Genomic DNA, 24,495 nt, shown 5'->3' on the forward strand with positions numbered 1-24,495 from the left:
CAGACAGCCAACTCAGACAGCCAACAGAGCCTGATAGAAACGCCATTCCGCTTCCAGGGCGTGGGCCAGGTTGGCGCTCTGGCGAAATCCGTGGCGTTCGCCCGCATAGCGATGAACTTCCACCGGCACACCCCGTTGCCGCAGGCTTTCGACCATGGCGTCGGTCTGCGCCGGCACCACCACCGCATCCAGCTCGCCCTGGAAGAAGATCACCGGCACCTGGATATCGCCGGCCAGCAGTACCGGCGTGCGATTGCGGTAACGCTCGGCGTCCTGCACGGGGTCGCCGATCAGCCAGTCCAGATAGTCCGCCTCGAACTTGTGGGTCACCCGCGCCAGGGCCTGCGGGTCGCTGACGCCATAGAGACTGGCGCCGCCGCGCAGGCCGTCGAGTCGCGCCAGGGCCATCAGCGCGCTGTAGCCGCCGGCACTGGCGCCACGCACGAACACCCGCTGGCGGTCGATGCGCCCGGCCCTCGCCAGGAAGTCCAGCGCCGCGCCGATGTCCTCCACTTCCACCTGGCCCCAGCCCAGGTGCAGCCGTTCGCGGTAGGCGCGACCGTAGCCGCTGCTGCCCCGGTAGTTGAGATCGGCCACCGCGAAGCCGCGCCGCGTCCAGAACTGGATGCGGCCATCGAATACCGGGTAGCAGGCCGAGGTCGGCCCGCCATGCAGGAACACCACCAGCGGTGGCGGCCCGCTGGCTCCGTGGGCGGGATAGAAGAAGCCGTGGCCGCACTCCTCGGCGCCCACCCGGTAACGGAAGGCTTCGCCACGGGACAGCTCGGCCTCGGCCAGCGGCCGCTCGCCCCCGGCCAGCATCTGGGTGGAGCCGTCCACCCGGCGGATCGCCAGCAGCGTCGGCAAACGGTCCGGCGCGGCGGCTATGCAATAGAGGTGCTGTTCGTCAGCCGCCAGCGAGCGGAAGCGGCTGTACTCCGGCGCCAGTCGCCGCTCGTTGCCGCGTCCGTCGTAGAGCACCAGCACGCCGCACCCTTCCTCGTAGCGGGTCGCCAGCAGGCTGCCGTCCGCCAGCGGCAGGAAGGTGCTGCCGCCCAGCTGCCAGGGCGCGCTGGCGTGGTCCGCGGCGGCGCACGGCAACGCACCGCGCTCCTCGTGGTACGGCTGCCAGTAACCGTCGCGATCGCTCAACCAATGCAGTCGTCCGTGGCTGTCGAAGCGTGGTTGCTGGATGGATTCGCTTGCAGTCTGTCCGGCCAGGCAGCGCTGCTCGCCCGCGAAGGATTCGACCAGCCGGGTTCGCGTCCAGGGCTGGTCGGGGCGATCCCACTCGACCCAGGCGATGCGCCTGGCGCTGCTGTCGGCCACCGGTGACGCGTAGAAGTCTGCGCCTTCGGCGATCACCCGGCGCCGGCCATCGCCGTCGAGGCGGACTATCCGGTGGCGCATACCCTCTTCTTCCACCGCCAGCAACGCATTCCAGGCGGCGACGTAATGCAGATCGCCGTAGCGGCAGTCGCCGCGGTGGGTGATGGAGCGCGGCGTGCCGCCCAGACGCAGCCAGCGCACATGCTGGTCGCCCTCTTCCACCCAGGCCACGCCGTCGGCGGTGGCGCAGCAGGAGCCACCACCGTATTCGTAGACGCGGCTGCGCACCGAGGCGCCGGGTGGAGTCAGTTCGCGGGTCTGACCCTCACGGCGCAGGAACAGCCGGCAGCGTGCGCTGGCGGGGTCGAAGGCGGCCCACAACAGACCGCCGTGAGCGACGTGCAGCTCGGCGAAGTCCCCGGCGGCGGCTACCGCGCGTTCGGCGCTCCAGTCGTCGCGTTCCACACTCAGGCCTTGCAGATCAGCTGCGAGGCCCGCTCATTGCGCGCGGTCAGGGCGCTGAGCGGCGCGGCCGACGTTTCCGCCTCGCGGCGGGCGTCGAGGATGATGCCGTGGTGGGCCGACTTGGCGCACACCGGGTCGGTGGCCTCGGCATCGCCGGTGAGCATGAAGGCCTGGCAGCGGCAGCCGCCGAAGTCGCGTTCCTTCTCGTCGCAGGAACGGCACGGCTCGGGCATCCACGAGTCGCCACGGAAGCGGTTGAAGCCGAACGACTCGTACCAGATGTGCTGCAGGCTGTGCTCGCGCACATTGGGGAACTTCACCGGCAACTGCCGCGCACTATGGCAAGGCAGCGCGGTGCCGTCCGGGGTGACGTCGAGGAACACGCTGCCCCAGCCGCCCATGCAGGCCTTGGGGCGTTCCTCGTAGTAGTCGGGCACCACGAAGATCAGCTTGCACGGGTTGCCTTCGGCGGCCAGGCGCTCGCGGTACTGCGCGGTGATGCGCTCGGCGCGCTGCAACTGCTCGCGGGTCGGCAACAGGCCGGCGCGGTTCAGCTCGGCCCAGCCGTAGAACTGGCAGGTGGCGAGTTCGACGAAGTCGGCTTCCAGCTCGATGCACAGCTCGATGATGCGGTCGATGCTGTCGATGTTGTGCCGGTGGGTGACGAAGTTCAGCACCATCGGGTAACCGTGGGCCTTCACCGCGCGGGCCATGGCGAGCTTCTGGGCGAAGGCCTTGCGCGAGCCGGCGAGCAGGTTGCTCACCTCCTCGTCGGCGGCCTGGAAGCTGATCTGGATGTGATCCAGCCCCGCGTCGGCGAATTCCTTCAGGCGCGTCTCGTTGAGACCGATGCCGGAGGTGATCAGGTTGGTGTAGAAGCCCAGCCCGCGCGCGGCGGCGATCAGCTCGGCGAGGTCCTGGCGCACCAGCGGCTCGCCGCCGGAGAAGCCCAGCTGCGCCGCGCCCATCTCGCGGGCCTGGCGGAACACTTCGATCCATTGCTGGGTGGAAAGCTCCTCGCCGCCCTTGGCGAAATCCAGCGGGTTGGAGCAGTACGGGCACTGCAGCGGGCAGCGGTAGGTCAGCTCGGCCAGCAGCCAGAGCGGCGGGCCCACCGGCGCCTCAGCGCAGCTCGATCCAGAATTGCGCATGGGCCACCTCGAGGAATGCCAGGATGTCTTCGTCGATGCCCGGCACGCCGGGGAAATCGCCACGCAGGCCGTCGATGATGCCGGCGACGTCACGCAGGCCGTCGACTCGGCCGAGGATCGCCCCGGCGCTCTCGTTGAGCTTCACCATGCCCTCCGGGTAGAGCAGCACATGGCAGCCCTGGGCCGGTTCGAATTGCAGGCGGAAGCCCCGGCGCAGCGCCGGTACGCTGTCCAGCGAAGGCAGACTCATCACAGCAACCCCCTGTGCCATACGCGCTCGCTCGTCACCGTGTGGTACGGCGGGCGCTCCAGTTCATAGGCCATGCTCATCGCGTCGAGCATGCTCCAGAGTACGTCGAGCTTGAATTGCAGGATTTCCAGCATGCGCTCCTGGGCCTCGCGGGTGCGATAGTGCTCCAGGGTGATGCGCAGCCCGTGCTCGACGTCGCGGCGCGCCTGGGACAGGCGCTTGCGGAAGTAGTCGTAGCCGGTGGCGTCGATCCACGGGTAGTGCTGCGGCCAGCTGTCCAGCCGCGACTGGTGGATCTGCGGGGCGAACAGCTCGGTCAGCGAGCTGCTGGCCGCTTCCTGCCAGCTGGCGCGGCGGGCGAAGTTGACGTAGGCGTCCACCGCGAAGCGCACGCCGGGCAGCACCAGCTCCTGGGACAGCACCTGCTCGCGGTCCAGCCCCACGGATTCGCCCAGGCGCAGCCACGCCTCGATGCCGCCCTCCTCGCCCGGCGCACCGTCATGGTCGAGGATGCGCTGCAGCCACTCGCGGCGCACCTCGCGGTCCGGGCAGTTGGCGAGGATCGCCGCATCCTTCAGCGGAATGTTCACCTGGTAGTAGAAACGGTTCGCCACCCAGCCCTGGATCTGCTCGCGGGTCGCACGGCCTTCGTACATGGCCACGTGGTACGGGTGGAAGATGTGGTAGCAGGCGCCCTTGGCGCGCAGCGCCTGCTCGAACTCGGTGGGGCTCATGGCTTCGCGGGTCATCGCGGCATCCTTCCTCAAGAGCCTTACAGGTAGATGCCCATGCCGTCGAACGCCACTTCGACGCCGTGCGCGTCCAGTTCGGCGCGTTCGGGCGAGGCGATGTCGAGGATGGGGTTGGTGTTGTTTATATGGATGAGCACCTTGCGCGGCCCGTCGATGCCGTCGAGCACTTCGAGCATGCCGCCGGGCCCGCTCTGGGCCAGGTGGCCCATCTCGCTGCCGAGCTTGTCGCCCACTTCGCAGACGCGCATCTCGTCGTCGCGCCAGAGGGTGCCGTCCACCAGCAGGCAGTCGGCCTGGCGCATCCACGCCAGCAGCGCGTCGTCCACCTGTCCCAGGCCCGGCGCATAGAACAGCTTGCCGCCGGTGGAGAGGTCTTCGACGAACAGGCCGATGTTGTCCCCCGGATGCGGGTTGCCGCGATGCGGCGAGTACGGCGGCGCGCTGCTGCGCAGGGCGATGGCGGTGAGGCGCAGGCCCGGACAGGCGGGAATGACGAAGGGTTCGGCGTCCAGCTCGATGAGCTTGTGCTTCAGCCCGCCGTTCCAGTGCGACAGCATGGGGAACAACGGGAAGCCCGTGGACAGGTCCTGGTGGACCATCTCCGTGCACCACACCTCGTGCGGGCAACCCTCGCGCAGGCTGAGCAGGCCGGTGGTGTGGTCGATCTGGCTGTCCAGCAGGACGATGGCGGCAATCGCCGAATCGCGCAGGCGCCGCGCCGGCTGCAGCGCCGGGAAGGATGCCAGCTGGGCACGGATATCGGGGGAAGCGTTGCAGAGTATCCAGTTCTCGCCATCGTCGGACAGCGCGATGGAGGACTGGGTGCGTGGCTGCGCGATCACGCTGCCGTCGCGTACGCCGCGGCAGTTGCGGCAGTTGCAGTTCCACTGGGGGAAGCCGCCACCGGCGGCCGACCCGAGAATTCGGATGTGCATGACAGTGCCCCGTGGGCAGGGGCCCCGGCGGACCGGGGCCGCGTGGATCAGCGGTTGGCGAAGTACAGGGTCACTTCGAAGCCAAGGCGCAGGTCGGTGAAGCTAGGCTTGGTCCACATGGGTCTGTCCTCTTGTTGTTGGGGATGTCGTTCAGGCATCGCACCGGTTGTCCCGGTAGATCGAGTTAACCACCGGGGGCGGACGCGCCGAATGATACTTTCGAAGGAGATTCCCCCCTGATTTGGTAGCGAGTGCGCGTCTCGCCGCGCAGGACGTACAACCGTTCACGGCGGTACGCCGTTTAACCTTAGTTCGCCGTTGGCGCCCTGGTCGATTTCGGAGTGCCCTGCAGCCCAGGGCAAACGGCGGATAACGTCGAACGTTATCCGCCCTACGATCCTGCAGGACCTTCCAGTTCGCGGTAGCCTCCGGGTTCGCGAGCAAGCTCGCTCCTACGAAGAGCGCCCAGGCCAACCTGTAGGAGCGAGCTTGCTCGCGAACAAAACCATTACCCGGAAAAAAGAAAACGCGACCGGAGTCGCGTTCGACGAAGGCCGTCACCCGAGGGAGTGGGCACGGAAGCGGACGGCCGCCCGAGCGGGCGCGTCGACACAAGGGATGCCCGTTGGAAAGACTGACGGGTACACCGGAGAGGTGGCCGACGGACCCGATGGGGGAAGGTCCGCCGGCCTGCTGCTCGCTTAGAAGAAGCCCAGCGGGTTGATGTCGTAGCTCACCAGCAGGTTCTTGGTCTGCTGGTAATGGTCGAGCATCATCTTGTGGGTTTCGCGGCCGACGCCGGACTTCTTGTAGCCGCCGAACGCGGCGTGCGCCGGGTACAGGTGGTAGCAGTTGGTCCACACGCGGCCGGACTGGATACCACGCCCCATGCGCCAGGCGCGGTTGATGTCGCGGGTCCAGACGCCGGCGCCGAGGCCGAACTCGGTGTCGTTGGCGATCGCCAGGGCTTCGGCCTCGTCCTTGAAGGTGGTCACGCCCACGACGGGTCCGAAGATTTCCTCCTGGAACACGCGCATCTTGTTGTTGCCCTTGAGCAGGGTCGGCTGGATGTAATAGCCGCTGGCCAAATCACCCTCCAGGCGCTCGCTGGAGCCGCCGGTGAGCAGCTCGGCGCCTTCGCTCTGGGCGATGTCGAGGTAGGACAGGATCTTCTCGTACTGCTGCTGCGAGGCCTGGGCGCCGACCATGGTCTCGGTGTCCAGCGGGTTGCCGCGCTTGATCGCTTTGATCTTCTTCATCACCTCGGCCATGAACGGCTCGAAGATCGACTCCTGCACCAGCGCCCGCGACGGGCAGGTGCACACCTCGCCCTGGTTGAAGAAGGCCAGCACCAGGCCCTCGGCGGCTTTCTCGATGAAGGCCGGTTCGGCCTGCATGATGTCCTCGAAGAAGATGTTCGGGCTCTTGCCGCCCAGCTCGACGGTGGACGGGATGATGTTCTCCGCCGCGCAGTGGAGGATGTGCGAGCCGACCGGGGTCGAGCCGGTGAAGGCGATCTTGGCGATGCGCTTGCTGGTGGCCAGCGCCTGGCCCGCTTCCCTGCCGAAGCCCTGGACGATGTTCAGCACACCCGGCGGCAGCAGGTCGCCGATGATCTCGGCCAGCAGCATGATCGACAGCGGGGTCTGCTCGGCCGGCTTGAGCACCACGCAGTTGCCGGCGGCCAGGGCCGGGGCGAGTTTCCACGCGGCCATCAGCAGCGGGAAGTTCCACGGGATGATTTGCCCGACCACGCCCAGCGGTTCGTGGATGTGGTAGGCGACGGTGTTCTCGTTGATCTCGGCGGCGCCGCCTTCCTGCGCGCGGATGCAGCCGGCGTAGTAGCGGAAGTGGTCGGCGGCCAGCGGCACGTCGGCGTTCAGGGTTTCGCGCACGGCCTTGCCGTTGTCCCAGGTTTCGGCGACGGCCAGTTGTTCCAGGTTCTGCTCGATGCGGTCGGCGATCTTCAGCAGGATCAGCGCGCGGTCCTGCACCGAGGTGCGCCCCCAGCTGCCGGCTACGGCATGGGCGGCGTCCAGGGCGCGCTCGATGTCTTCGGCGGTAGAACGCGGGAATTCGGCGATGACTTCGCCATTCACCGGCGAGGTGTTGCTGAAGTACTGCCCCAGCACCGGCGCAACGAACTCGCCGCCGATGTAGTTGCCGTAGCGCGGCTTGAGGGTGACGACGGCGCCGGGGGTTCCGGGTGCGGCGTAGATCATGGTGGTGCTCTCCTGTCGGGTCCCGGCCTCCATCGGCCAGGTGATGGAGCGATCTTAGGCAGCGACCTTCCCGGCCCGGAATGCCCCCATGGGAGCGATGGGTTACTCATTTGGTAGTAGATGCGGCGGGCATGGCCGGTCGTAGGGCGGATAACCCGGAACGGGTTATCCGCCCTACGACACTGGGTGGTTCGCGAGCAAGCACGCTCCTACAGGAGGCGGCAAGCACCTGATGTTGCCTGCCAGCGTAAGGTCCGCCGCGAAGGATTTCGCGGACAAGGTCCGCTCCTACGGGGGTTCCTCTCATTGCTTTGGCTCGTGCTCTGAGGATTTCCAGAGAAACGCCCGCGCACTCCGAAGCGCCCCTTCAGGAGGCCGAGTGGAATCGGAGTTTCAGGGGTTGAGCGGCATGGATGCCGCGAGAGCGTCGTTGGGCCATGGATGGCCCGTCGACGCGTGCCCCTGAAACTCCGATGGAGCGAGGGAAGTCCCGCGAAGCGGGACCCGGATGCAGGGGCAAGCCTTCTTGGTTACTTCTTCGGCGTTTGGAAGAAGTGACTCGCCCGAGGGGGCGAAACAAAATGTCCGAGCGCATACCGAGGCGACGCTGAAACACCCACGTAGAAGCAGCTACCCTGCAACATCATCGGAGCAAAGGCTAGGCGCCGGCCCTGCCGGCGGATCGCGGGCATGGCCCGCTCCTACAAGGTGAATTCCGTGTCGCCGCCCCCGGCAACGGCACCGGCGGTCGCGCCAAAAACAAAGGGCCAGCTCAACGGCCGGCCCTCTGCTCACCTCACAACACCATCACTTCTTCGCCACCAGATCCTTGGGCAGCTTGAAGGTCCAGATCATCCCACCCTGGTCCAGGTCCTTGATGCGCTTGGCCACCTCGCCACCCCACAGCGGCACCGCGCCGCCCCAGCCGGAGAGCACAGTCACGTACTGCTCGCCATCCATCTCCCAGGTGATCGGCGAGGCAATCACGCCCGAGCCGGTGTTGAACTCATAGAGCTTCTTGCCCGACTTGGCGTCGAAGGCCATCAGGTAGCCCTCGGGGTTGCCGGTGAACACCAGGTTGCCGTGGGTCGCCAGCACGCCGCCCCACAGCGGCGCGTAGTTCTCGTAACGCCAGACCTGCTTGCCGGTCTTCGGATCGATGGCGCGCAGCACGCCGATGTACTTGTCGTTCAGCGGCTTGATGGTGAAGCCCGCGCCGAGGTACGCCGCGCCCTTCTTGTAGGCGATGTTCTCGTTCCACATGTCCATGCCCCACTCGTTGGATGGCACGTAGAACAGGCCGGTGTCCTGGCTGTAGGCCATGGGCATCCAGTTCTTGCCGCCGAGGAAGGACGGCGAGACGAACACCGAGGAACCCTTCTCGGTCCCCTGCCCCGGCGCGCCCGGACGGTGGGCGTCGTCGTAGATCGGGCGACCGTCTTTATCCAGGCCCTTGGCCCAGGTCACCTTGTCCACGAACGGGAAGCCGCGGATGAACTTGCCGTTGGTGCGGTCGAGCACGTAGAAGAAGCCGTTGCGGTCGGCGGTGGCCGCCGCCTGGACGTTCTTGCCGCCGTCCTTGTAGTCGAAGGACACCAGCTCGTTCACGCCGTCGAAGTCCCAGCCGTCGTGCGGGGTGGTCTGGAAGTGCCACTTGATGGATCCGTCCTCCGGGTTCAGCGCCAGGCGCGAGGAGGAGAACAGGTTGTCGCCCGGACGCAGGTGCGAGTTCCACGGCGACGGGTTGCCGGTGCCGATGAACAGCGAGTCGGTGCTCGGGTCGTAGTAGCCGCCCAGCCAGGGCGCGGCGCCGCCGGTCTTCCACAGGTCGCCCGGCCAGGTCTTGCCCGCTTCGCCGCCGGAAATGCCGTTCTCGATGGCCTTGCCGTCCTTGTAGACGTAGCCCATGTGGCCTTCCACGGTCGGGCGGCTCCACAGCAGCTCACCGTTGGTGGGGTCGTACGCCTCGATCTTGCCGACCACGCCGAACTCGCCGCCGGCCACGCCGGTGATCAGCTTGCCCTTGGCGATCAGCGGCGCGGCGGAGATGGAATAGCCGGCCTTGTAGTCCGCCACGGTCTTCTTCCACACCACCTTGCCGGTGTCCTTGTTCAGGGCGACCAGCTTGGCGTCCAGGGTGCCGAAGATCACCAGGTCGTCGTACAGCGCCACGCCACGGTTGATCACGTCGCAGCAGGGCATGATGCCGTCGGGCAGGCGCGCGTCGTACTGCCACAGTTTGCGCCCGGTGCGCGCATCCACCGCGAAGACCCGCGAGTAGGAGGCGGTGACGTACATCACGCCGTCCTTGACCAGCGGCTGGGCCTGCTGGCCGCGCTGCTTCTCGCCGCCGAAGGACAGCGCCCACACCGGCCGCAGCTCCTTCACGTTGTCGCTGTTCAGGGTTTTCAGCGGGCTGAAACGCTGGCCCTGCTGGTTGATCCCGTTGACCACGACCTGGTCGGTGCGCTTGGCGGAATCACTGATGTCCTGGTCGGTGACCCCGGCGTGGGCACCCAGGCTGGCCAGGCTGATGGCGGTAAACAGCACGGTGCGGGCGAAAGGTTGGAGCTGTCTCATGGCGTGCGCCTCTGCGATTGTTGTTGTACCCGGGATAATTTCCCGGTCTGTCGCAGATTCTTGGTTGGGGGACGGTGGCCAACAATTGAACGCAGTGCCGAATTTTCTAGTTCCTTGGTAGCAATACCGGGCCGCAGAGGCGCGGAAATAGTGGCGTGCGTAGGAGCGGATACAGCGGAGTTGACCTGTAGGAGCGGGCCATGCCCGCGATCGCGCGCATGGCGCGCTCCTACAGTTGAGCCCGCAACAAATGTATCAGGGGGCGTCTCTGTAGGATGGGTGGAGCGCAGCGATACCCATGCGGATGGTGCATGAAAATGATGGGTATCGCTTCGCTCCACGCCATCCTACGAAAGCAAAATCACTGCTCGTCGACGCGCGGCAGCGCCTTCTGCTCATAGCGCGGATAAAGATGGCTGACGCTGCGGATCAGCTCATAGCGCGTCAGGCTGACGCCGGCGAAACGCTCGGGAATGGGCGTGCGCAGCAGGTCGTTCATGTCCGCGCCCTGGGCGATGCCGTCGCGCATCACACTATCCAGCCAGCCGAGGTAATCGCGCATCTGCGCAAAGGGCGCGGCATCGGTGGCGACGGGGCCGTGCCCGGGAACGATGAGTTTCCACGGCAGCTGCTGCAGCGTATCGAGATCGCCCAGCCACACGTCCAGTCCCGGACTGTTCGGCGTGGTCAGCGCGCGCTGGTAGAAGACGATGTCCCCGGCGAACAGCACGCCGGTGGTCTCGTCGAGGATCGCCAGGTCCGCGCCGGTATGCCCACGCAATCCCAGCAACCGGAATCGGTGACTGCCCATCTGCAGAGTGCCCGGCTGCACCGTCTCGCTGGGCAGCACCACCTCCGTGCCGCGCATCCAGTCGCCGACCAGGCGGTACATGTTCTCCGCCATGGCATTGCCCTGCTCCTTCAGCAGCTTGCGGGTGCCGGCCAGCGCGCCGATGGGCACGTCGGTGAAGGCCTGATTACCCAGCACGTGGTCGGGGTGGTGATGGGTCAGCAGCACGCGCTTCACCGGCTTGCCGGTGGTCTGCTGGATCACCGTACGCAAGGCTTCGCCGTAGCGCTTCGACGGGCCGGTATCGATCACCAGCACGCCGTCGCCGGTGTCGATGAAGGCGATGTTGACGATGGCGCCGCCATTGTCCTTGGCGAAGTTGTCGGTACTGCCCTCCACCAGCCAGGTGCCCGCGGCGATCTGCCGGGGCTGGAGGTGGTACTGCAGGTCGGCCAGTGCCGGCAGGCACAGGCAGGCCAGGGCGATCAGGAGGAAACGCATGGGCACCTCGTCAGTACAGGGCGGCGTCAGCGCAGAGCGGCCTGGAATTGGTTGCCGTTGTTGTCGTGCAGCCAGAGCTCGGTGTGCGGATGGCCGCGCACCTCGAAGGTGAAGGTCGGGTTTTCGCTCACCGCCGGGAACAGATCCAGGCGGGCGAAGACTTCCCCGCCCGGCCCGCGCAGTTCGGCGTGGTCCAGGTAGAACTCGGGAATGCCGCCGACCAGCCCGTTGTCCATCGGGTGCGACACCGACAGGCGCACGCGGCTGTACTCGCCCCTGGGGTACGACTCACCATGCACCTGGCCGAGCCGGTCCTCCCAGCCCGGTTGCGCACGCACCACGCTGGGCGCGGTGCAGCCACCGCCGGCGGCGTCGACCCAGGCCGAGCCGACGTGCCAGACACCCTTCTCGTCCCGCAGCGCGGCACGGATCGGCGTGGCCTGCTCGATGCGGATGCGCACCGCCAGCAGCGGTTCCAGGTGCTCGCCCGGATAGAGCGTCAGCACATGGGGAATCGGGTTCAGCTCGGCCCACAGCAGCAGGCGGTCGAAGCGCCCCGGCAAAGCGCGGGCGTCGACTTCCACCGGCACCTGCCGCGAATCCTCGGCGAACGGCGGCACGCCCAGCTTCACGCGCTCATCGAACACGTACGGCTCGCCGTTCAGCAGGCGCTTGTGGTGGTACTCCCACATCACCGAGGGCATCGGGTCGCCCTCCACCGCCGCTGCCAGCAGCGGCAGTGCGCAGATCCCCAGCAGCAGTTCTCGCCTGCGCATCAGCTCTCCCTCATTGCACGTCCTGATAAAGCCCCGGCAGTTCGTAGCGCACGCCGTAGGCCGCGTAGAGCTTTTCCATCTCGCCGCTGCGCACCAGTTCTTCCAGTTCACCGTCCAGGGCGTTGGAGAGCTGGCGATTGCTTTCATGCACCGCCATGCCGATATCCCACTCGGGCTGACCGAGGTTGGGATAGGTGTTTTCGGCATTCTTCAGGTGTTCGTCGCCGGCCTGCTTGCGCATCCAGTCCAGCTCGCCGCGCAGGGCCATCACCGCGTCCACCTTGCCCGCGCGCATACCGTCGAAGGCCGCCTGGGTGCTGGGGAAATGGACGGTCATGCGACTGAGCTGGCCGCCCAGCACCGAGGTCAGGTAGAAGGACGGCACGCTGTCAAGCTCGACACCGATGGGGTGTTCGCGAAAGGCGGCGATGGTGTCCACCTTCGCTAGCCGTCGGTCATCGTTGACCACCTGCCAGCGCTCGCGCTGATACGGGCCGAACATCACCACCTGGGCATTGGCGAACTCGCCGACATCGTTGCGCCGGTTGGCGTATTCGCGGTCGTAGGGCACGCGGAGCATCACGTCGGCTACCACGCCGGGGCGCAGGTAGTGGCCCTTCCAGATGAAGTTGCGCAGGTCATCGTCCAGACGCTCGCCTGGTGTGACCCAGAGGAACTCCACGCGCAGGCCCAGCCCGCTGGCCAGGCGCGTCGCCAGGTCGATGTCGATGCCATGCGGCTGCCCGCCCTGCATGAAGCTGTAGGGCGGGAAGTTCTCGTACACGGCCACCCGCAGCACGCCGCTGGCGACCATGTCCTCGTAGGGGCGGACCCCGGCCTGTGCCTGCCCCAGCAGCAGGCACAGGACCAGGCCGAACAGCACTCCGGGCAGGCGCATGGCGGTCACTCGTCCACGTGCACGCTGTCCAGGTAGGTGCGGATCGCCCAGAGGCCTTCCTGGCTGATGTAGTCAGCCATCTTCGGCATGTACACCGCGCCGTCGCGCACCGCGCCGTTGATCACCCTCTCCTTGAACCACTCATCACCCTCGGCACCCGGATCGAGCTTGCGCAGGTCGGGGGCGATGCCGCCGGACTTGGCCTCCAGGCCGTGGCAGCGGGCACAGTTCTGGTTGTAGGCCGAGGCGCCGATTTCCACCGCCTTGGCGTGGTTGGCGTAGGGCTCGCGGTAGGGGTTGGTGTCGCGCCATTCCTTGCCCAGAGGTTCCAGCCCCGTGGTATCCACTGCTTGGGGCGTCACATTGCCGTGGGACAGGGCCAGACCCGAGGTACCCAGGCCAGCCAGCAACAGCAGGCCGCACAGCACATTCTTGTTGTTCATCACTTCATCCTCATCGAGATGCTTGGCAAGGCTCGGCGCCTGAATCGGCGACCGTGGTGACGATGGTAAGAACGCTTGCGCGGATGCCGAATCCTGCTTTGGGTGATGGCGTCTACTCCCTTGGTACTAGAGCGGCGGTAGCCCAGGGCGCGACCGTAGGGCGTACAACCGTTCGCGGTTGTACGCCGATTCGCCTCGCCCTATAGCCGACTCCCGGATCAAACCCGGAGCACCCTGGAGCCCAGGTCAGGCGGCGTATAACGCGGAGCGTTATACGCCCTACGGGCTGCGCGCGCCGGGATAGACGGAAACGGTTCGAAGGAGCGCCCAATGGGCGCTATCGCGGGCCTGGCCCGCTCCTACGAGAGCGCACCGATCTACCCCGTAGGAGCGGGCCATGCCCGCGACAGTGGGTCGGCACCAATACCCGGATCGACGATCTATGGCGCGCTTCGGCAGCTCCCGATGCACCCCGCCGGCGACAACGGCGCACGCACCTCCGCCGGGCTCGGATAGCTGTTGCGGGCATAGAGGAAATCGAAGCCGAGCAGGCTGAGCATCAGCAGGATCGGCAGGACGAGAGTGACGGCGATACGCATGGCGACGTTTCTCTTCTGATTGTTGTAAAGCCATCCTAGGACGCGGGCGCGGCGCGCAACCTACTACCTTGGTACTGCCCCATCGGTACTTTCTGCATATTTGCCGCACCCCCGGCGCTTCCTATGCTGGCCGCACAAGAACATGTCGGCCCGGAACAAGGAGTCGCCCATGCGCCAGCTCGTCCTGCACGGCGTGGCCTATCTGCTCGCGGTTGCCTGCGCCGCCGCCTTCGCCCTCGACGTCCGCGCCGAAGAAGCGCCCGCGCTGGAAGTTCGCATCGGCTACCTGGGCTACACGCCCGACCCCGGCCCGCTGCTGTCCAACGTCATTCCCGAACCCACCGATGCGGGGCTGCGCGGCGCCGAGCTGGCGATCACCGACAGCAACAGCACCGGGCGCCTCCTCAAGCAGCGCTACAGCCTGGAAACCGCCAGCACCGACACCCCTGAAAAGCTGCTGGCCGAAGCCCGGCGCCTGCACGACGCCGGCCTGCGCCTGTTCGTGGTCAACGCCCCGGCCGACACCCTGCGCCAACTGGCCGCCGCGCTGCCGGACAGCCTGCTGTTCAACGCCGGCGCCGCCGATGACGAGCTGCGCGCCAGCCAGTGCGCGCCGAACGTGCTGCACACCCTGCCCAGCCGGCTGATGCTGACCGACGCCCTCACCCAGTTCCTGGTCCTGCGCAAGTGGACGCGCTGGCTGCTGATCGTCGGCCAGCGCCCGGAAGACGCCGCCTATGCCAATGCCCTGCGCCGCTCCGCCAAGCGCTTCGGCGCGAAGATCGTCGAGGAAAAGCCCTTCACCTTCGCCAACGACCAGCGCCGCAGCGCCCAGGCCGACATGGCGCTGTTCACCCAGTCCGGCGAGGACTACGACGCCGTGCTGGTGGCCGACGAGCACGGCGACTTCGGCGAGTACGTGCCCTACAACACCTGGCTGCCGCGCCCCGTCGCCGGTACCCAGGGGCTGGTCGCCACCGGCTGGCACAAGACCGTGGAAACCTACGGCGCCGCGCAACTGCAGAAGCGTTTCGAGGAACGTGCCGGGCGCTGGATGAACGACCGCGACTTCGCCGCCTGGATCGCCGTGCGCAGCATCGCCAGCGCCGTCACCCGCCTGCGCAACGCTGATCCCATCGCGATCCGCAAGCTGTCGCTCTCCCCGGACCTGCCGCTGGACGGTTTCAAGGGCTACAAGCTCGGCTTCCGCCCCTGGGACGGCCAGCTGCGCCAACCGATCCCGCTGGTGCAGCCGCGCGCCCTGGTCAGTACCTCGCCGCAGGAGGGCTTCCTGCACCCCGCCAGCGAACTCGACAGCCTCGGCCTCGACGCACCGGAAAGCCAGTGCCACCTCGCCGACGCCATGCCATAAGAAGACTGCCCATGAGGACCGCGTCCATGCCCTGCCCCTCCCTGCCCCGCCTGCTGGCCCTGGCCTGCCTGGGCATCGCGCTCTATCAGACGCCACCCGCCATTGCCGCCACCGCCTATGTGTCCAACGAGAAGGACAACAACCTCAGCGTCATCGACCTGGACAGCATGACCGTCACCGGCACCATCGACACCGGCAAACGCCCGCGCGGCCTGGCGCTGTCCCATGACAACAAGCTGCTGTACATCTGCGCGAGCGATTCGGACACCGTGCAGGTGCTGGACCTGGCCACCCGCAAGATCATCAAGCAGCTGCCGTCGGGCGCCGACCCCGAGCAGTTCGCCCTGCACCCCAACGACCGCTGGCTGTACATCTCCAACGAGGACGATGCGCTGGTCACGGTGGTGGACACCCAGACCGCCCAGGTGCTCGGGCAGATCGACGTCGGCGTCGAGCCCGAAGGCATGGCGGTGAGCCCGGATGGCAAGTGGGCAGTGAACACCAGCGAGACCACCAACATGCTCCACTGGATCGATACCGGCACGCAGAAGCTGGTGGACAGCACCCTGGTGGACCAGCGCCCGCGCCATGCCGAGTTCACCCGCGACGGCTCGCAGGTCTGGGTCTCGGCGGAAATCGGCGGCACCGTCAGCGTGGTCGACACCGCCAGCCGCAAGATCCTCAAGACCCTGCGCTTCGCCATCCAGGGCGTGCACCCGGACAAGGTGCAGCCGGTGGGCGTACAGCTGACCCGGGATGGCAAGTACGCCTTCGTCGCCCTCGGCCCGGCCAACCATGTGGCGGTGGTGGATGCGAAGACCTTCGAGGTGCTCGATTACCTGCTGGTGGGCCGCCGGGTCTGGCACCTGGCGTTCACCCCGGACGAGAAGACCCTGCTCGCCACCAACGGCGTCAGTGGCGACGTGTCGGTGATCGACGTGGCTTCACGCAAGGTCAGCAAATCCATCAAGGTCGGCCGCTATCCCTGGGGCGTGGTGGTGACGCCATGAACGCGCTTACTGTCCGCGACCTGAGCTTTGCCTACGGCCCACGGCGCGCCCTCGACGGGCTGGACTTCGAACTGCCCGCCGGGCGCTTCACCGCGCTGCTGGGGCCCAACGGTGCCGGCAAGTCCACCCTGGTCGCCCTGCTCACCCGCCTCTACGACCTGCAGCAGGGCGAGATCGAGGTGCTCGGCTGCAGCCTGCGCCACCAGCCGCGCCTGGCCCTGCGTGAGCTGGGCGTGGTGTTCCAGCAGAGCACCCTGGACCTGGACCTGAGCGTGGAGCAGAACCTGCGCTACCACGCCGCCCTGCACGGCCTGCCGCGCAGCGTGGCGAACGAGCGGATCGACGCCGAGCTGGCCCGCCAACAATTGCAGGAGCGCCGCCGCGACAAGGTCCGCGCGCTGAATGGCGGGCACCGCCGCCGGGTGGAGATCGCCCGCGCGCTGCTGCATCGCCCGCGCCTGCTGCTGCTCGACGAGGCCAGCGTCGGACTCGACCCGGCGGCGCGCCAGGCGCTCAACGAGCACGTGCGCCGGCTGTGCCGCGAGGATGGCCTGGCGGTGCTCTGGACCACCCACCTGCTGGACGAAGTCCGTGCCGAGGACGCCTTGCTGGTGCTCGATCGCGGTCGCCTCGTCGCCCGAGGTGAAGCACGGGACATCTGCGCGCCGGACGCCGGCAACCTGGCACGCACCTTCGACCGCCTGACCCGCCTGGAGGCCTGCGCATGAGCGCCCTAGAGAACCCGCGCTTCGGCCCCGCCGCCTACTGGCAATGCCTGCGCGGCATCGTCGTGCGCGAGTGGCTGCGCTTCGTCCTGCAGCGCTCGCGCTTCCTCAGTGCCCTGGTGCGGCCGCTGCTCTGGCTGCTGGTGTTCGCCGCCGGCTTCCGCGCCGCGCTGGGCATCTCGATCATCGAGCCGTACGACACCTACGTCACTTACGAGACCTATATCGTGCCGGGACTGTGCTGCATGATCCTGCTGTTCAACGGCATGCAGGGTTCGCTGTCGATGGTCTATGACCGCGAGATGGGCAGCATGCGCGTGCTGCTCACCAGCCCGCTGCCCCGCGCCTTCCTGCTCGCCAGCAAGCTGCTGGCCACCGCGCTGGTTTCGCTGCTGCAGGTCTACGCCTTCCTGCTGATCGCCTGGCTGTATGGCGTACAACCGCCCGCCATGGGGCTGGTGGCGGCGCTGCCGGCATTGCTGCTCGCCGCCCTGCTGCTCGGCGCGCTGGGGCTGCTGCTGTCCAACGGCATCCGCCAGCTGGAGAACTTCGCCGGGGTGATGAATTTCGTCATTTTTCCGCTGTTCTTCCTCTCCTCCGCGCTCTACCCGCTGTGGAAGATGCGCGAGGCCAGCCAATGGCTGTACTGGCTGTGCGCGCTGAACCCGTTCAGCCATGCGGTCGAACTGGTGCGTTTCGCCCTCTATGAACGCTTCAACCCGCTGGCCGCTGGCGTCTGCCTTGGGCTGACGCTGCTCTTCGCCGGCCTCGCCGTACTGACCTTCAACCCGCAGCACGCCGCCCTGCGCAAGGGGTGAAACCTACTACTTTGGTACTGGTTCGCCCCTCCTCACGTCGAATTTCCAAAGACGCGCCGCTGGCATGTAATGCCCAGCACAAGAAGAACTATCAGAGATACCGCCATGCCTCGCCTTGCCTCTGCCCTGCCCGGCTGCCTGGCCGCGTGCCTGCTCAGCCTGACCTTCGCGCTCCCGACCGCGCAGGCCGACGACGCGCCGCTGTTTTCCGCCGACGGCTACCGCCAGACCCAGTACCGCAGCCCGACGCCGCCTTCCGCCGACCACGCGACCACCCTCGACACCCCTGCCCTGCAGGCGCTGCTCAAGCGCGAGCCGCAGACCCGGCTGGTGGACGTCTACCGCCGCACCGTCCTCAACGGCCAGTTCGTCGAGGACGAGAAGCACCGCAACCTGCCCGGCAGCCTGTGGCTGGCCAACGTCGGCACCGGCACCCTGGAGCCACAGTGGCAGGCCTACTTCGAGCAGAACCTCGCCCGCCTGACCGAAGGCGATGCCAAGCGTCCGCTGGTGTTCTACTGCCGTTCCGACTGCTGGATGAGCTGGAATGCCATCCGCCGCGCACACGCGCTGGGCTACTCCAGCCTCTACTGGTACCGTGACGGTATCGACGCCTGGGAACAGGCAGGACTGCCCCTGCAGGATGCACAACCGCAACCGCTGAAGTAGACCAACGGCGCCTTGCCGCTCGCCACCCATAACGACAATAACGAGGTGTAGGCCATGTACAAGATCCTGATCGCCGACGATCACCCGCTGTTCCGCGAGGCCATCCACAACGTCATCGCCGATGGCTTCCCCGGCAGCGAAGTGATGGAGACCGCCGACCTCGACAGCGCCCTGGGCCTGACCCAGGAACATGACGATCTCGACCTGATCCTGCTCGACCTGAACATGCCCGGCATGCACGGCCTCAACGGCCTGATGAGCCTGCGCAACGAGGCGCCGACCATCCCGGTGGTGATCGTCTCCGCCGAGCAGGACAAACAGGTCGTGCTGCAGGCCATCACCTATGGCGCCGTGGGCTTCATCACCAAGTCCTCGCCGCGCGTGCAGATGACCGAGGCCATCGAGCAGATTCTCAACGGCAACGTCTACCTGCCGTCGGACATCATCCGCACGCAGAAATCCTCGCCGCGCCGCAGCGGCCAGGAAGACCACAGCATTCCGCCGGAACTGCTGCAGGCCCTGACCCGCAAGCAACTGCTGGTGCTGGAACGGATGACCAAGGGCGAATCCAACAAGCAGATCGCCTACAACCTGGAGATCGCCGAAACCACGGTGAAGGCCCACGTTTCCGCCATCCTGCGCAAGCTGAAGGTGCACAACCGCGTGCAGGCCATCCTCTGCGCGAGCGATATCGACTTCACGGCCTATCTGCGCCGCTGATTGATCAAGTGCCGTTCCGGGAACCCCTCGATGCCTTCCACCCGCACTTTGAGCCTCACCGGCCTGGCGATGATCGCCTTCGCCGGCAATTCCATCCTCTGCCGCCTGGCGCTGAAGGCCACCAGCATCGATGCGGTGAGCTTCACCGGCATCCGCATCTGCTCGGGCGCACTGATGCTGACCCTGCTGCTGAAACTGCGCCGCCGCGCCGCCAGCCAGGGCGGCAACTGGCGCGCGGCGGCGGCCTTGTTCGTGTACGCCGCGGCATTCTCCTATGCCTATGTGCAACTGGACGCCGGTACCGGCGCGCTGCTGCTGTTCGGCGCGGTACAGGTGACCATGATCCTGGTCGGCCTGCTGCGCGGTGAAAGCCTGCGTGGGCAGGCGCTGCTCGGTTTCCTGCTGGCCCTGGGCGGGCTGCTCGCCCAGTTGCTGCCCAGCGCCAGTGCGCCGCCGCTGGCAGGTGCGCTGCTGATGCTGCTCTCGGGCGTGGCCTGGGGGCTGTATTCGCTGCTCGGGCGCAAGGGCAGCGATCCGCTGGCGATCACCACCGGCAACTTTGTCCGTGCCATTGCCTTTGCGGCATTGCTGGCGGTGTTCTTCCACTCGCATTTGCGGGTCGACACCCTGGGTATTGCGTATGCCGTGCTGTCCGGCGCGGTGGCCTCGGGGATCGGCTATGCGATCTGGTACAGCGCGCTGCCCGGTTTGTCGGCGATTCAGGGCGCTTCCGTGCAGTTGAGTGTGCCGATTCTGGCTGCCCTCTCCGGCGCGCTGCTATTGGGCGAGATGATCAGCCTGCGCCTGGCGCTGGTTTCTATCGCCGTGCTGGGCGGGATCGGCCTGATCCTGCTGGCCAAGGTGCGCGCGCCAGTAGCCCAGCGCGCCTGACCTGCCTTTGCTCTTTGTAGGAGCGAGCTTGCTCGCGAACAGACTCCGCTGTGGGACCAGGTTCGCGAGCAATAACGATGGCGTCCCCCTCGCTCCTACAGGTAACTTGATACCTCGGCGCAGTCGACTCTCCCTCACCCCAACCCTCTCCCTCTGGGAGAGGGTTAGGGTGAGGGCAAGCCCAAACGACGGAGCCTCCCTGTAGGAGCGGACCTTGTCCGCGAAATCCATCGCGACGAAATCCACTCTCACCAGGAAACGCCGACGTACAGCGCCCATCTGTAGGAGCGCGCCATGCGCGCGATCGCGGGCATGGCCCGCTCCTACAGGAGGAATGCCGCAGCCGAATCAATGAGCGCTATCGATCAGATGGCACAGCGCCGTCTTCAGCTTCATCGGCCGCACCGGCTTGTGCATCAGCGTGTGCCCCAGTTCGCGGACCTGCTGCTTCAGCTCGTTGCTGTAGTTGGCGGTGATCATCAGCGCCGGCAGCGGCGTGGCGCGGCGGGCGTTGATCGAGGCCACCGCGTCGATGCCGTTCACCCCGTCGTCCAAGTGATAGTCGACGATCAGCAGGTCGGACTCGGCATGGAAATTGTCCACCTGGCGCGCCAGATCCTCCTCCGACAGCGCCGTGATCACCTGGCAGCCCCAGGTTTCCAGCAACGTACGCATGCCGGCGCAGATGGAGGCGTCGTTATCCAGCACCCACACCCGCGAGCCGCGCAGGCGTTCCACCAAGTCGTCGGCGGTGCGCTCCGGCTCGGGGGCAACACGGGCCACACGGCGTGCCAGCGGCACTTCGATGGCGAAGCGCGAGCCCTTGCCCGGCACCGACTCCACCTGGATGCGATGGCCGAGCATCCGGGCGATCTTCTCGACGATGGCCAGACCCAGGCCGAGCCCGCGATCCTGGTGGAAGCGCTGCACGTCACCGCGCTTGAACTCCTGGAATATTTCCCCGAGCTTGTCGCCGGCAATGCCCACGCCGGTGTCCCAAACCTCGATCCACAGGCTGTGTCGACGCCGCCGGCAACCCAGCAACACTCGTCCGGAAGGCGTGTAGCGGATCGCATTCGACAGCAGGTTGCGCAGGATCCGCGCCAGCAGCTGCAGGTCGCTGCGCACCTGGGCGCCGCAAGGTACGAAATCCAGCGCCAGCCCTTCGCTGGCCGCCACCTGGCGATACTCGGCGGCGAGGTTGCCCAGCAGCTCTCCGACGTCGAAGGACGCGATGTCCGGCTTGATCACTCCGGCATCCAGCTTGGAGATGTCCACCAGCGTGCCGAGCAGGTTCTCCACGTCCTCCAGCGACTGGCTGATGTTGCGCACCAGCGCATCGCCGCCACGCTCCTGCAAGGCGCTGGTGAACAGCCGCGCAGCGTTCAGCGGTTGCAGCAGATCGTGGCTGACGGCGGCGAGGAACTTGGTCTTCGACAGGTTGGCCTGCTCCGCCTCGCGCTTGGCCTCGCGCAGGCGCCCCTCGACCTGGCTGCGCTCGTCGATCTCGCGCTTGAGCTGGTCGTTCAGGCTGGTCAGCTCGGCGGTGCGTTCGCGCACTCGCTGTTCCAGGTTCTGGTAGGCCTGGTGCAGCGCCTCGGCGGTACGGCGGCGCTCGGTGATGTCGCGGATCAGCACGAACAGCCCGCTCACCGTGCCGTCGGCTTGGCGGTTGGGCACGTAGGAGCGCTGCATGTAGCGCTCCTGCCCGGACAGGTTGGTCTCGGCGATCTCGAAGGTAACGCTCTCGCCGGACAGCGCGCGCTCGAAGTACGGCTCCAGGCGCTGGCAATGATCCTCGCTGTGCACGTCCCGCAGGTTGCGCCCGAGCATCGAGCCGCTGGGCCAGCGGTACCATTCCTCGTAGACCTTGTTGGTGAATTCGTAGTTGAGTTCGGCGCTCAGGTAGGCGATCAGCGCCGGCACCTGGTCGGTGATCAGGCGAATCCAGCGCTCGCTCTCGCGCAGCGCCTCGGCGTGGCGGTAGCGCTCGGTGATGTCGGTGAAGGTGTTGACGAAGCCGCCGGTGGGCAGCGCGTGGGTACGGATTTCCAGCATGCGCCCGTCGAACAGGCGCTGCTCGATCACCCCTTCCGCCTCGCCCTTGCGCGGGCGGCTGCGCGGGGTCAGCAGCGGCAGTTCGCTGTCCGCCATGACCTCGGCGAACGGCCGGTGCGCCTCGATCGGCGCCAGCCCGCAGAGTTCCAGGAAGCGCCGGTTCCACAACTCCAGCGCGCCGTCGGCGCCGACCATGGCCACGCCCTGGGACAGGTTGTCCACGGCGCGTTGCAGCAGGTGCGACTTCTGCGCCACCGCCTGCTCGCGGCGGGCCATTTCGTTCTGCTTGATCTCGGTGATGTCGCTGTAGAGCACCACCAGCCCGCCGTCGCGGGTCGGCCGCTCGGTGACGCGCACCCAGCGGTCGTTGCGCAGGCGGTAGAGGGTGTGTTCATCGTCGCTGCTGCGCTGCTCTTCGACGATCAACCCGCTGCTCTGCGCCAGCCGGCGGACTTCGCTGAGCCGCGTTCCGGCGCCGACGCGCGCACGGGTCTGCGCCCAGAACGCACGGAAGCGCTCGTTGTAGAGGACGATGCGCTGCTGCGGGTCGAACAACACGAAGGCATCGGAGATGCTTTCGATGGCGTCCAGCAGGTGCTGGTGCGCGGTCTCGGCGCGCAGGCGCGCGTCGCTGAGCAGCTGATTGCTGGATTTCAGCTCGACCATCGCCTCGCTCAGTGCATCGGTGCGCTCGCGCACCTGCTCAGCCAGCACCACCGAATGCTGGAAGGCGCCGTAGGCGTTGTCGCCGCGCGAAGTGGCGGACTCGACGCGTTCGATCAGCGCCGCGTTGATCCGCTGCAGCTTGCGGTTGTCGCGCTCCAGCTCCTCGATGCGCGCGCGCAGCTCAGCGTCCGCCGTTGCCCCGGGGACGGCCAATGGCGACACCGGTGAAGGTCTGGTTGATGTGCATGCCATTGAACTGCTCTCCGTAGGTGTTGAAGCCGATCACCTGCTGGCTTCGGAGAAATTCGGCGGTGGGTTCGGTATCGCCGGCCACTTCCAGCTCCAGGCGACGCAGGAAGCAGTCGCAGCCGATGGTCAGGAGTGGCGGGCCAAGGCGTTCGTGCAGGCGCTGGAACTGCGCCTGAAGGCCTGGCAGCAGCGGGCCGGTGCGCATGGCGGTGAGGACGATGCCGTTCTCCACCGCGCAGTAGAAGGTCAGGCTGAGGTCGTCGTTGATCTGCTGGATCGAGCGCACGTAGTACTGGTCGCGCACTCGTACCGCCAGCGGATGCGCCGGGAACAGCGAGAAGTCCAGCTGCTCCAGCGGCACCCCGACCAGCCGGGCGAACTCCAGCGCGGCGGGCTCGGCGTTGAGTTCCAGCACCCGGCGGCTGTCGCTGTCGGCGCGGGTGACCACCAGCTTCTCCTCGCTGGGCAGTACGTGGTGGGTGGTGAACACCTCGAAATCCAGCCAGGTGTTGAACAGCACGACCACCGCCGCCCCGGTGTGGAACTGGCCCTGGTAGTAGACGTGGGTGTGGGTCAGGTGGTTGTCGTCGCCGGCCGAACCGCCGAAATGCGGGATGGCGCCGAGGGCGGCGCTGAGCGCAGCGAGCACCACTTCCTCGCGGCTGGAGAGGCCGTCGAGCAGGGTCAGGGCGAAGCTGTGGTCCTTGATCGGTGCCAGCCCGGCGCTGCGGCAGTCGGCCACCAGGGATTCGACCATCTGCTGCGCGTCGATCAGGCTGAAGCGCTCCATCTCGTCCACCAGCGCGCAGGAGATGGCGAAGCTGCGCAGGTCGAAGCCGACGGCGGTGACGCAGCCACGGCCATAGCCCTGCGGGGTGATTTCCCCGGCGGTGGTGCAGCCGGCCAGGTCGATGCCGCCGAAGTATTGCTCCAGCGCGGCGGCCAGTGCCGGCAGGTCGTACTCGGCGGAACAGAAGAACAGCACGAAGCCGAGATTGGGGTGCAACAGCTGGCGCGCCAGATCCTGGGCGACTTCCTCGGCGTCGCGGGCACTGGATGTGCCGCGAACGACTCCTTGTGTTTCGTGCATGGCGGGCGCCTGGTCAGGATATCGACGTTGGCATTCTACGAAGGGGCTGGCGCGGGCCCCATGCTACTTGGGTCTTGGCGGGGTTATCCGAAAGTAGCGGGATATCCCGTCGGATAGCTCCATACGCGGGTATGGCCCGCTCCTGCAATCGGGTTCCATGAATTCACTGTGGGAGCAACTGTCTTTTGGGCTCCCGCGTTCGCGGGAGTGACGATGTCATGCACCTCGCTCCGCAATCGTCTTCCCCGCGAACGCGGGACGCGGCTCCATCGCGAACAGCGCATGCGCTGGCCCGAAGGGGGTATCACCCAGAAACAACGTAGCAGCGGACTCTGTCCGCGATGCTTTGTCTTTTTGTTTTTTTTTGGGGTGGGTGTTTCTGCGCCGCTTTGGCGTGTGCTGAGAGATATTGTTTCGCCCCCTCGGGCGAGTCCCTTTTGTCAAACGACATGTACGGACCGGGTACATAGCTGACAGGTGTGCGGGGACATGGTTGACACTTTCCGGCGAGCAGCCTTGTCGGGAATCCACACCAT

Annotated in this window: 22 protein-coding genes; 7 read left to right on the forward strand and 15 right to left on the reverse strand. The window is 66.8% G+C overall.

Annotation, left to right across the window (positions count from 1 at the left end):
- Nucleotides 1-12 precede the first annotated feature (12 nt).
- From J5M67_RS25460 to J5M67_RS25520, 13 genes are all read right to left on the reverse strand, one after another.
- Nucleotides 13-1,794, reverse strand: a complete 1,782-nt coding sequence (locus J5M67_RS25460; RefSeq protein WP_207888202.1) for a S9 family peptidase — start codon at nt 1,792-1,794, stop codon at nt 13-15.
- A gap of 2 nt (nt 1,795-1,796) precedes the next feature.
- Nucleotides 1,797-2,945 (reverse strand): pyrroloquinoline quinone biosynthesis protein PqqE, encoded by a 1,149-nt coding sequence (gene pqqE, locus J5M67_RS25465; RefSeq protein WP_207888203.1) that lies wholly within the window; start codon nt 2,943-2,945, stop codon nt 1,797-1,799.
- Nucleotides 2,917-3,195: a pyrroloquinoline quinone biosynthesis peptide chaperone PqqD gene (gene pqqD / locus J5M67_RS25470; RefSeq protein ID WP_207888204.1), complete on the reverse strand. Its 279-nt coding sequence runs from the start codon at nt 3,193-3,195 to the stop codon at nt 2,917-2,919. The genes pqqE and pqqD overlap by 29 nt, the downstream gene beginning before the upstream one ends.
- Nucleotides 3,195-3,944, reverse strand: coding sequence for a pyrroloquinoline-quinone synthase PqqC (pqqC, locus tag J5M67_RS25475; RefSeq protein ID WP_207888205.1), 750 nt, complete (start codon nt 3,942-3,944; stop codon nt 3,195-3,197). The genes pqqD and pqqC overlap by 1 nt, the downstream gene beginning before the upstream one ends.
- Before the next feature lie 23 nt (nt 3,945-3,967).
- The gene (gene pqqB, locus J5M67_RS25480; protein ID WP_207888206.1) at nt 3,968-4,882 is read right to left on the reverse strand and encodes a pyrroloquinoline quinone biosynthesis protein PqqB; all 915 of its coding nucleotides are present in this window, start codon (nt 4,880-4,882) and stop codon (nt 3,968-3,970) included.
- A 47-nt stretch (nt 4,883-4,929) separates the two neighbouring features.
- Nucleotides 4,930-5,001, reverse strand: a complete 72-nt coding sequence (pqqA, locus tag J5M67_RS25485; protein WP_003106462.1) for a pyrroloquinoline quinone precursor peptide PqqA — start codon at nt 4,999-5,001, stop codon at nt 4,930-4,932.
- Nucleotides 5,002-5,583: 582 nt separating this feature from the next.
- Nucleotides 5,584-7,104 carry an aldehyde dehydrogenase family protein gene (locus J5M67_RS25490; RefSeq protein ID WP_207888207.1) on the reverse strand — a complete coding sequence of 507 codons (1,521 nt, stop codon included), beginning with the start codon at nt 7,102-7,104 and terminating at the stop codon, nt 5,584-5,586.
- Nucleotides 7,105-7,911: 807 nt separating this feature from the next.
- Nucleotides 7,912-9,684 (reverse strand): methanol/ethanol family PQQ-dependent dehydrogenase, encoded by a 1,773-nt coding sequence (locus J5M67_RS25495; protein ID WP_207888208.1) that lies wholly within the window; start codon nt 9,682-9,684, stop codon nt 7,912-7,914.
- Between the two features lie 361 nt (nt 9,685-10,045).
- The gene (locus tag J5M67_RS25500; protein WP_207888209.1) at nt 10,046-10,975 is read right to left on the reverse strand and encodes a quinoprotein relay system zinc metallohydrolase 1; all 930 of its coding nucleotides are present in this window, start codon (nt 10,973-10,975) and stop codon (nt 10,046-10,048) included.
- Nucleotides 10,976-11,001: 26 nt separating this feature from the next.
- Nucleotides 11,002-11,751, reverse strand: a complete 750-nt coding sequence (locus J5M67_RS25505) for a quinoprotein dehydrogenase-associated SoxYZ-like carrier (protein ID WP_207888210.1) — start codon at nt 11,749-11,751, stop codon at nt 11,002-11,004.
- Nucleotides 11,752-11,761: 10 nt separating this feature from the next.
- Nucleotides 11,762-12,649, reverse strand: coding sequence for an ABC transporter substrate-binding protein (locus J5M67_RS25510; protein WP_207888211.1), 888 nt, complete (start codon nt 12,647-12,649; stop codon nt 11,762-11,764).
- A 5-nt stretch (nt 12,650-12,654) separates the two neighbouring features.
- Complete coding sequence (pedF, locus tag J5M67_RS25515) at nt 12,655-13,092, reverse strand: cytochrome c-550 PedF (RefSeq protein WP_207888212.1); 438 nt, start codon at nt 13,090-13,092, stop codon at nt 12,655-12,657.
- Nucleotides 13,093-13,532: 440 nt separating this feature from the next.
- Nucleotides 13,533-13,691, reverse strand: a complete 159-nt coding sequence (locus tag J5M67_RS25520; RefSeq protein ID WP_207888213.1) for a hypothetical protein — start codon at nt 13,689-13,691, stop codon at nt 13,533-13,535.
- 169 nt (nt 13,692-13,860) lie between these two features.
- Here J5M67_RS25520 and J5M67_RS25525 point away from each other — a divergent pair, with 169 nt between their 5' ends.
- From J5M67_RS25525 to J5M67_RS25555, 7 genes are all read left to right on the forward strand, one after another.
- Nucleotides 13,861-15,063: an ABC transporter substrate-binding protein gene (locus J5M67_RS25525; RefSeq protein WP_207888214.1), complete on the forward strand. Its 1,203-nt coding sequence runs from the start codon at nt 13,861-13,863 to the stop codon at nt 15,061-15,063.
- A gap of 26 nt (nt 15,064-15,089) precedes the next feature.
- Nucleotides 15,090-16,073, forward strand: a complete 984-nt coding sequence (locus J5M67_RS25530) for a YVTN family beta-propeller repeat protein (protein ID WP_207888215.1) — start codon at nt 15,090-15,092, stop codon at nt 16,071-16,073.
- Nucleotides 16,070-16,801, forward strand: coding sequence for an ABC transporter ATP-binding protein (locus J5M67_RS25535; protein WP_207888216.1), 732 nt, complete (start codon nt 16,070-16,072; stop codon nt 16,799-16,801). The genes J5M67_RS25530 and J5M67_RS25535 overlap by 4 nt, the downstream gene beginning before the upstream one ends.
- Entirely contained in the window at nt 16,798-17,616 is an 819-nt protein-coding gene (locus tag J5M67_RS25540; RefSeq protein WP_207888217.1) for an ABC transporter permease, read from the forward strand. The genes J5M67_RS25535 and J5M67_RS25540 overlap by 4 nt, the downstream gene beginning before the upstream one ends.
- Nucleotides 17,617-17,721: 105 nt before the next feature.
- Nucleotides 17,722-18,285, forward strand: a complete 564-nt coding sequence (locus tag J5M67_RS25545) for a PQQ-dependent catabolism-associated CXXCW motif protein (RefSeq protein WP_207888218.1) — start codon at nt 17,722-17,724, stop codon at nt 18,283-18,285.
- Between the two features lie 54 nt (nt 18,286-18,339).
- Nucleotides 18,340-19,005, forward strand: coding sequence for a response regulator AgmR (agmR, locus tag J5M67_RS25550; protein ID WP_207888219.1), 666 nt, complete (start codon nt 18,340-18,342; stop codon nt 19,003-19,005).
- Between the two features lie 30 nt (nt 19,006-19,035).
- Complete coding sequence (locus J5M67_RS25555) at nt 19,036-19,896, forward strand: DMT family transporter (protein WP_207888220.1); 861 nt, start codon at nt 19,036-19,038, stop codon at nt 19,894-19,896.
- A 348-nt stretch (nt 19,897-20,244) separates the two neighbouring features.
- Here the strand turns inward: J5M67_RS25555 and nahK are convergent, their stop codons facing one another.
- A complete protein-coding gene (gene nahK / locus J5M67_RS25560; RefSeq protein WP_207888221.1) occupies nt 20,245-22,872 on the reverse strand; it encodes a hybrid sensor histidine kinase/response regulator NahK/ErcS' in 2,628 nt (875 codons plus the stop codon).
- Nucleotides 22,802-23,959 (reverse strand): nitric oxide-sensing protein NosP, encoded by a 1,158-nt coding sequence (gene nosP / locus J5M67_RS25565; protein WP_207888222.1) that lies wholly within the window; start codon nt 23,957-23,959, stop codon nt 22,802-22,804. The genes nahK and nosP overlap by 71 nt, the downstream gene beginning before the upstream one ends.
- Nucleotides 23,960-24,495: the final 536 nt, after the last annotated feature.

It is taken from the genome of Pseudomonas sp. 30_B (genome assembly GCF_017491605.1).
Classification (GTDB): Bacteria; Pseudomonadota; Gammaproteobacteria; order Pseudomonadales; family Pseudomonadaceae; genus Pseudomonas.

Bases quoted from the DNA above. Each gene is read 5' to 3' on its own strand.
- pqqE (WP_207888203.1), bottom strand. From the start codon at position 2,945: ATGCGCAATTCTGGATCGAGCTGCGCTGAGGCGCCGGTGGGCCCGCCG.
- pqqD (WP_207888204.1), bottom strand. From the start codon at position 3,195: ATGAGTCTGCCTTCGCTGGACAGCGTACCGGCGCTGCGCCGGGGCTTC.
- pqqC (WP_207888205.1), bottom strand. From the start codon at position 3,944: ATGACCCGCGAAGCCATGAGCCCCACCGAGTTCGAGCAGGCGCTGCGC.
- pqqB (WP_207888206.1), bottom strand. From the start codon at position 4,882: ATGCACATCCGAATTCTCGGGTCGGCCGCCGGTGGCGGCTTCCCCCAG.
- J5M67_RS25490 (WP_207888207.1), bottom strand. From the start codon at position 7,104: ATGATCTACGCCGCACCCGGAACCCCCGGCGCCGTCGTCACCCTCAAG.
- J5M67_RS25495 (WP_207888208.1), bottom strand. From the start codon at position 9,684: ATGAGACAGCTCCAACCTTTCGCCCGCACCGTGCTGTTTACCGCCATC.
- J5M67_RS25500 (WP_207888209.1), bottom strand. From the start codon at position 10,975: ATGCGTTTCCTCCTGATCGCCCTGGCCTGCCTGTGCCTGCCGGCACTG.
- J5M67_RS25505 (WP_207888210.1), bottom strand. From the start codon at position 11,751: ATGCGCAGGCGAGAACTGCTGCTGGGGATCTGCGCACTGCCGCTGCTG.
- J5M67_RS25510 (WP_207888211.1), bottom strand. From the start codon at position 12,649: ATGCGCCTGCCCGGAGTGCTGTTCGGCCTGGTCCTGTGCCTGCTGCTG.
- pedF (WP_207888212.1), bottom strand. From the start codon at position 13,092: ATGAACAACAAGAATGTGCTGTGCGGCCTGCTGTTGCTGGCTGGCCTG.
- J5M67_RS25520 (WP_207888213.1), bottom strand. From the start codon at position 13,691: ATGCGTATCGCCGTCACTCTCGTCCTGCCGATCCTGCTGATGCTCAGC.
- J5M67_RS25525 (WP_207888214.1), top strand. From the start codon at position 13,861: ATGCGCCAGCTCGTCCTGCACGGCGTGGCCTATCTGCTCGCGGTTGCC.
- J5M67_RS25530 (WP_207888215.1), top strand. From the start codon at position 15,090: ATGCCCTGCCCCTCCCTGCCCCGCCTGCTGGCCCTGGCCTGCCTGGGC.
- J5M67_RS25535 (WP_207888216.1), top strand. From the start codon at position 16,070: ATGAACGCGCTTACTGTCCGCGACCTGAGCTTTGCCTACGGCCCACGG.
- J5M67_RS25540 (WP_207888217.1), top strand. From the start codon at position 16,798: ATGAGCGCCCTAGAGAACCCGCGCTTCGGCCCCGCCGCCTACTGGCAA.
- J5M67_RS25545 (WP_207888218.1), top strand. From the start codon at position 17,722: ATGCCTCGCCTTGCCTCTGCCCTGCCCGGCTGCCTGGCCGCGTGCCTG.
- agmR (WP_207888219.1), top strand. From the start codon at position 18,340: ATGTACAAGATCCTGATCGCCGACGATCACCCGCTGTTCCGCGAGGCC.
- J5M67_RS25555 (WP_207888220.1), top strand. From the start codon at position 19,036: ATGCCTTCCACCCGCACTTTGAGCCTCACCGGCCTGGCGATGATCGCC.
- nahK (WP_207888221.1), bottom strand. From the start codon at position 22,872: ATGGCATGCACATCAACCAGACCTTCACCGGTGTCGCCATTGGCCGTC.
- nosP (WP_207888222.1), bottom strand. From the start codon at position 23,959: ATGCACGAAACACAAGGAGTCGTTCGCGGCACATCCAGTGCCCGCGAC.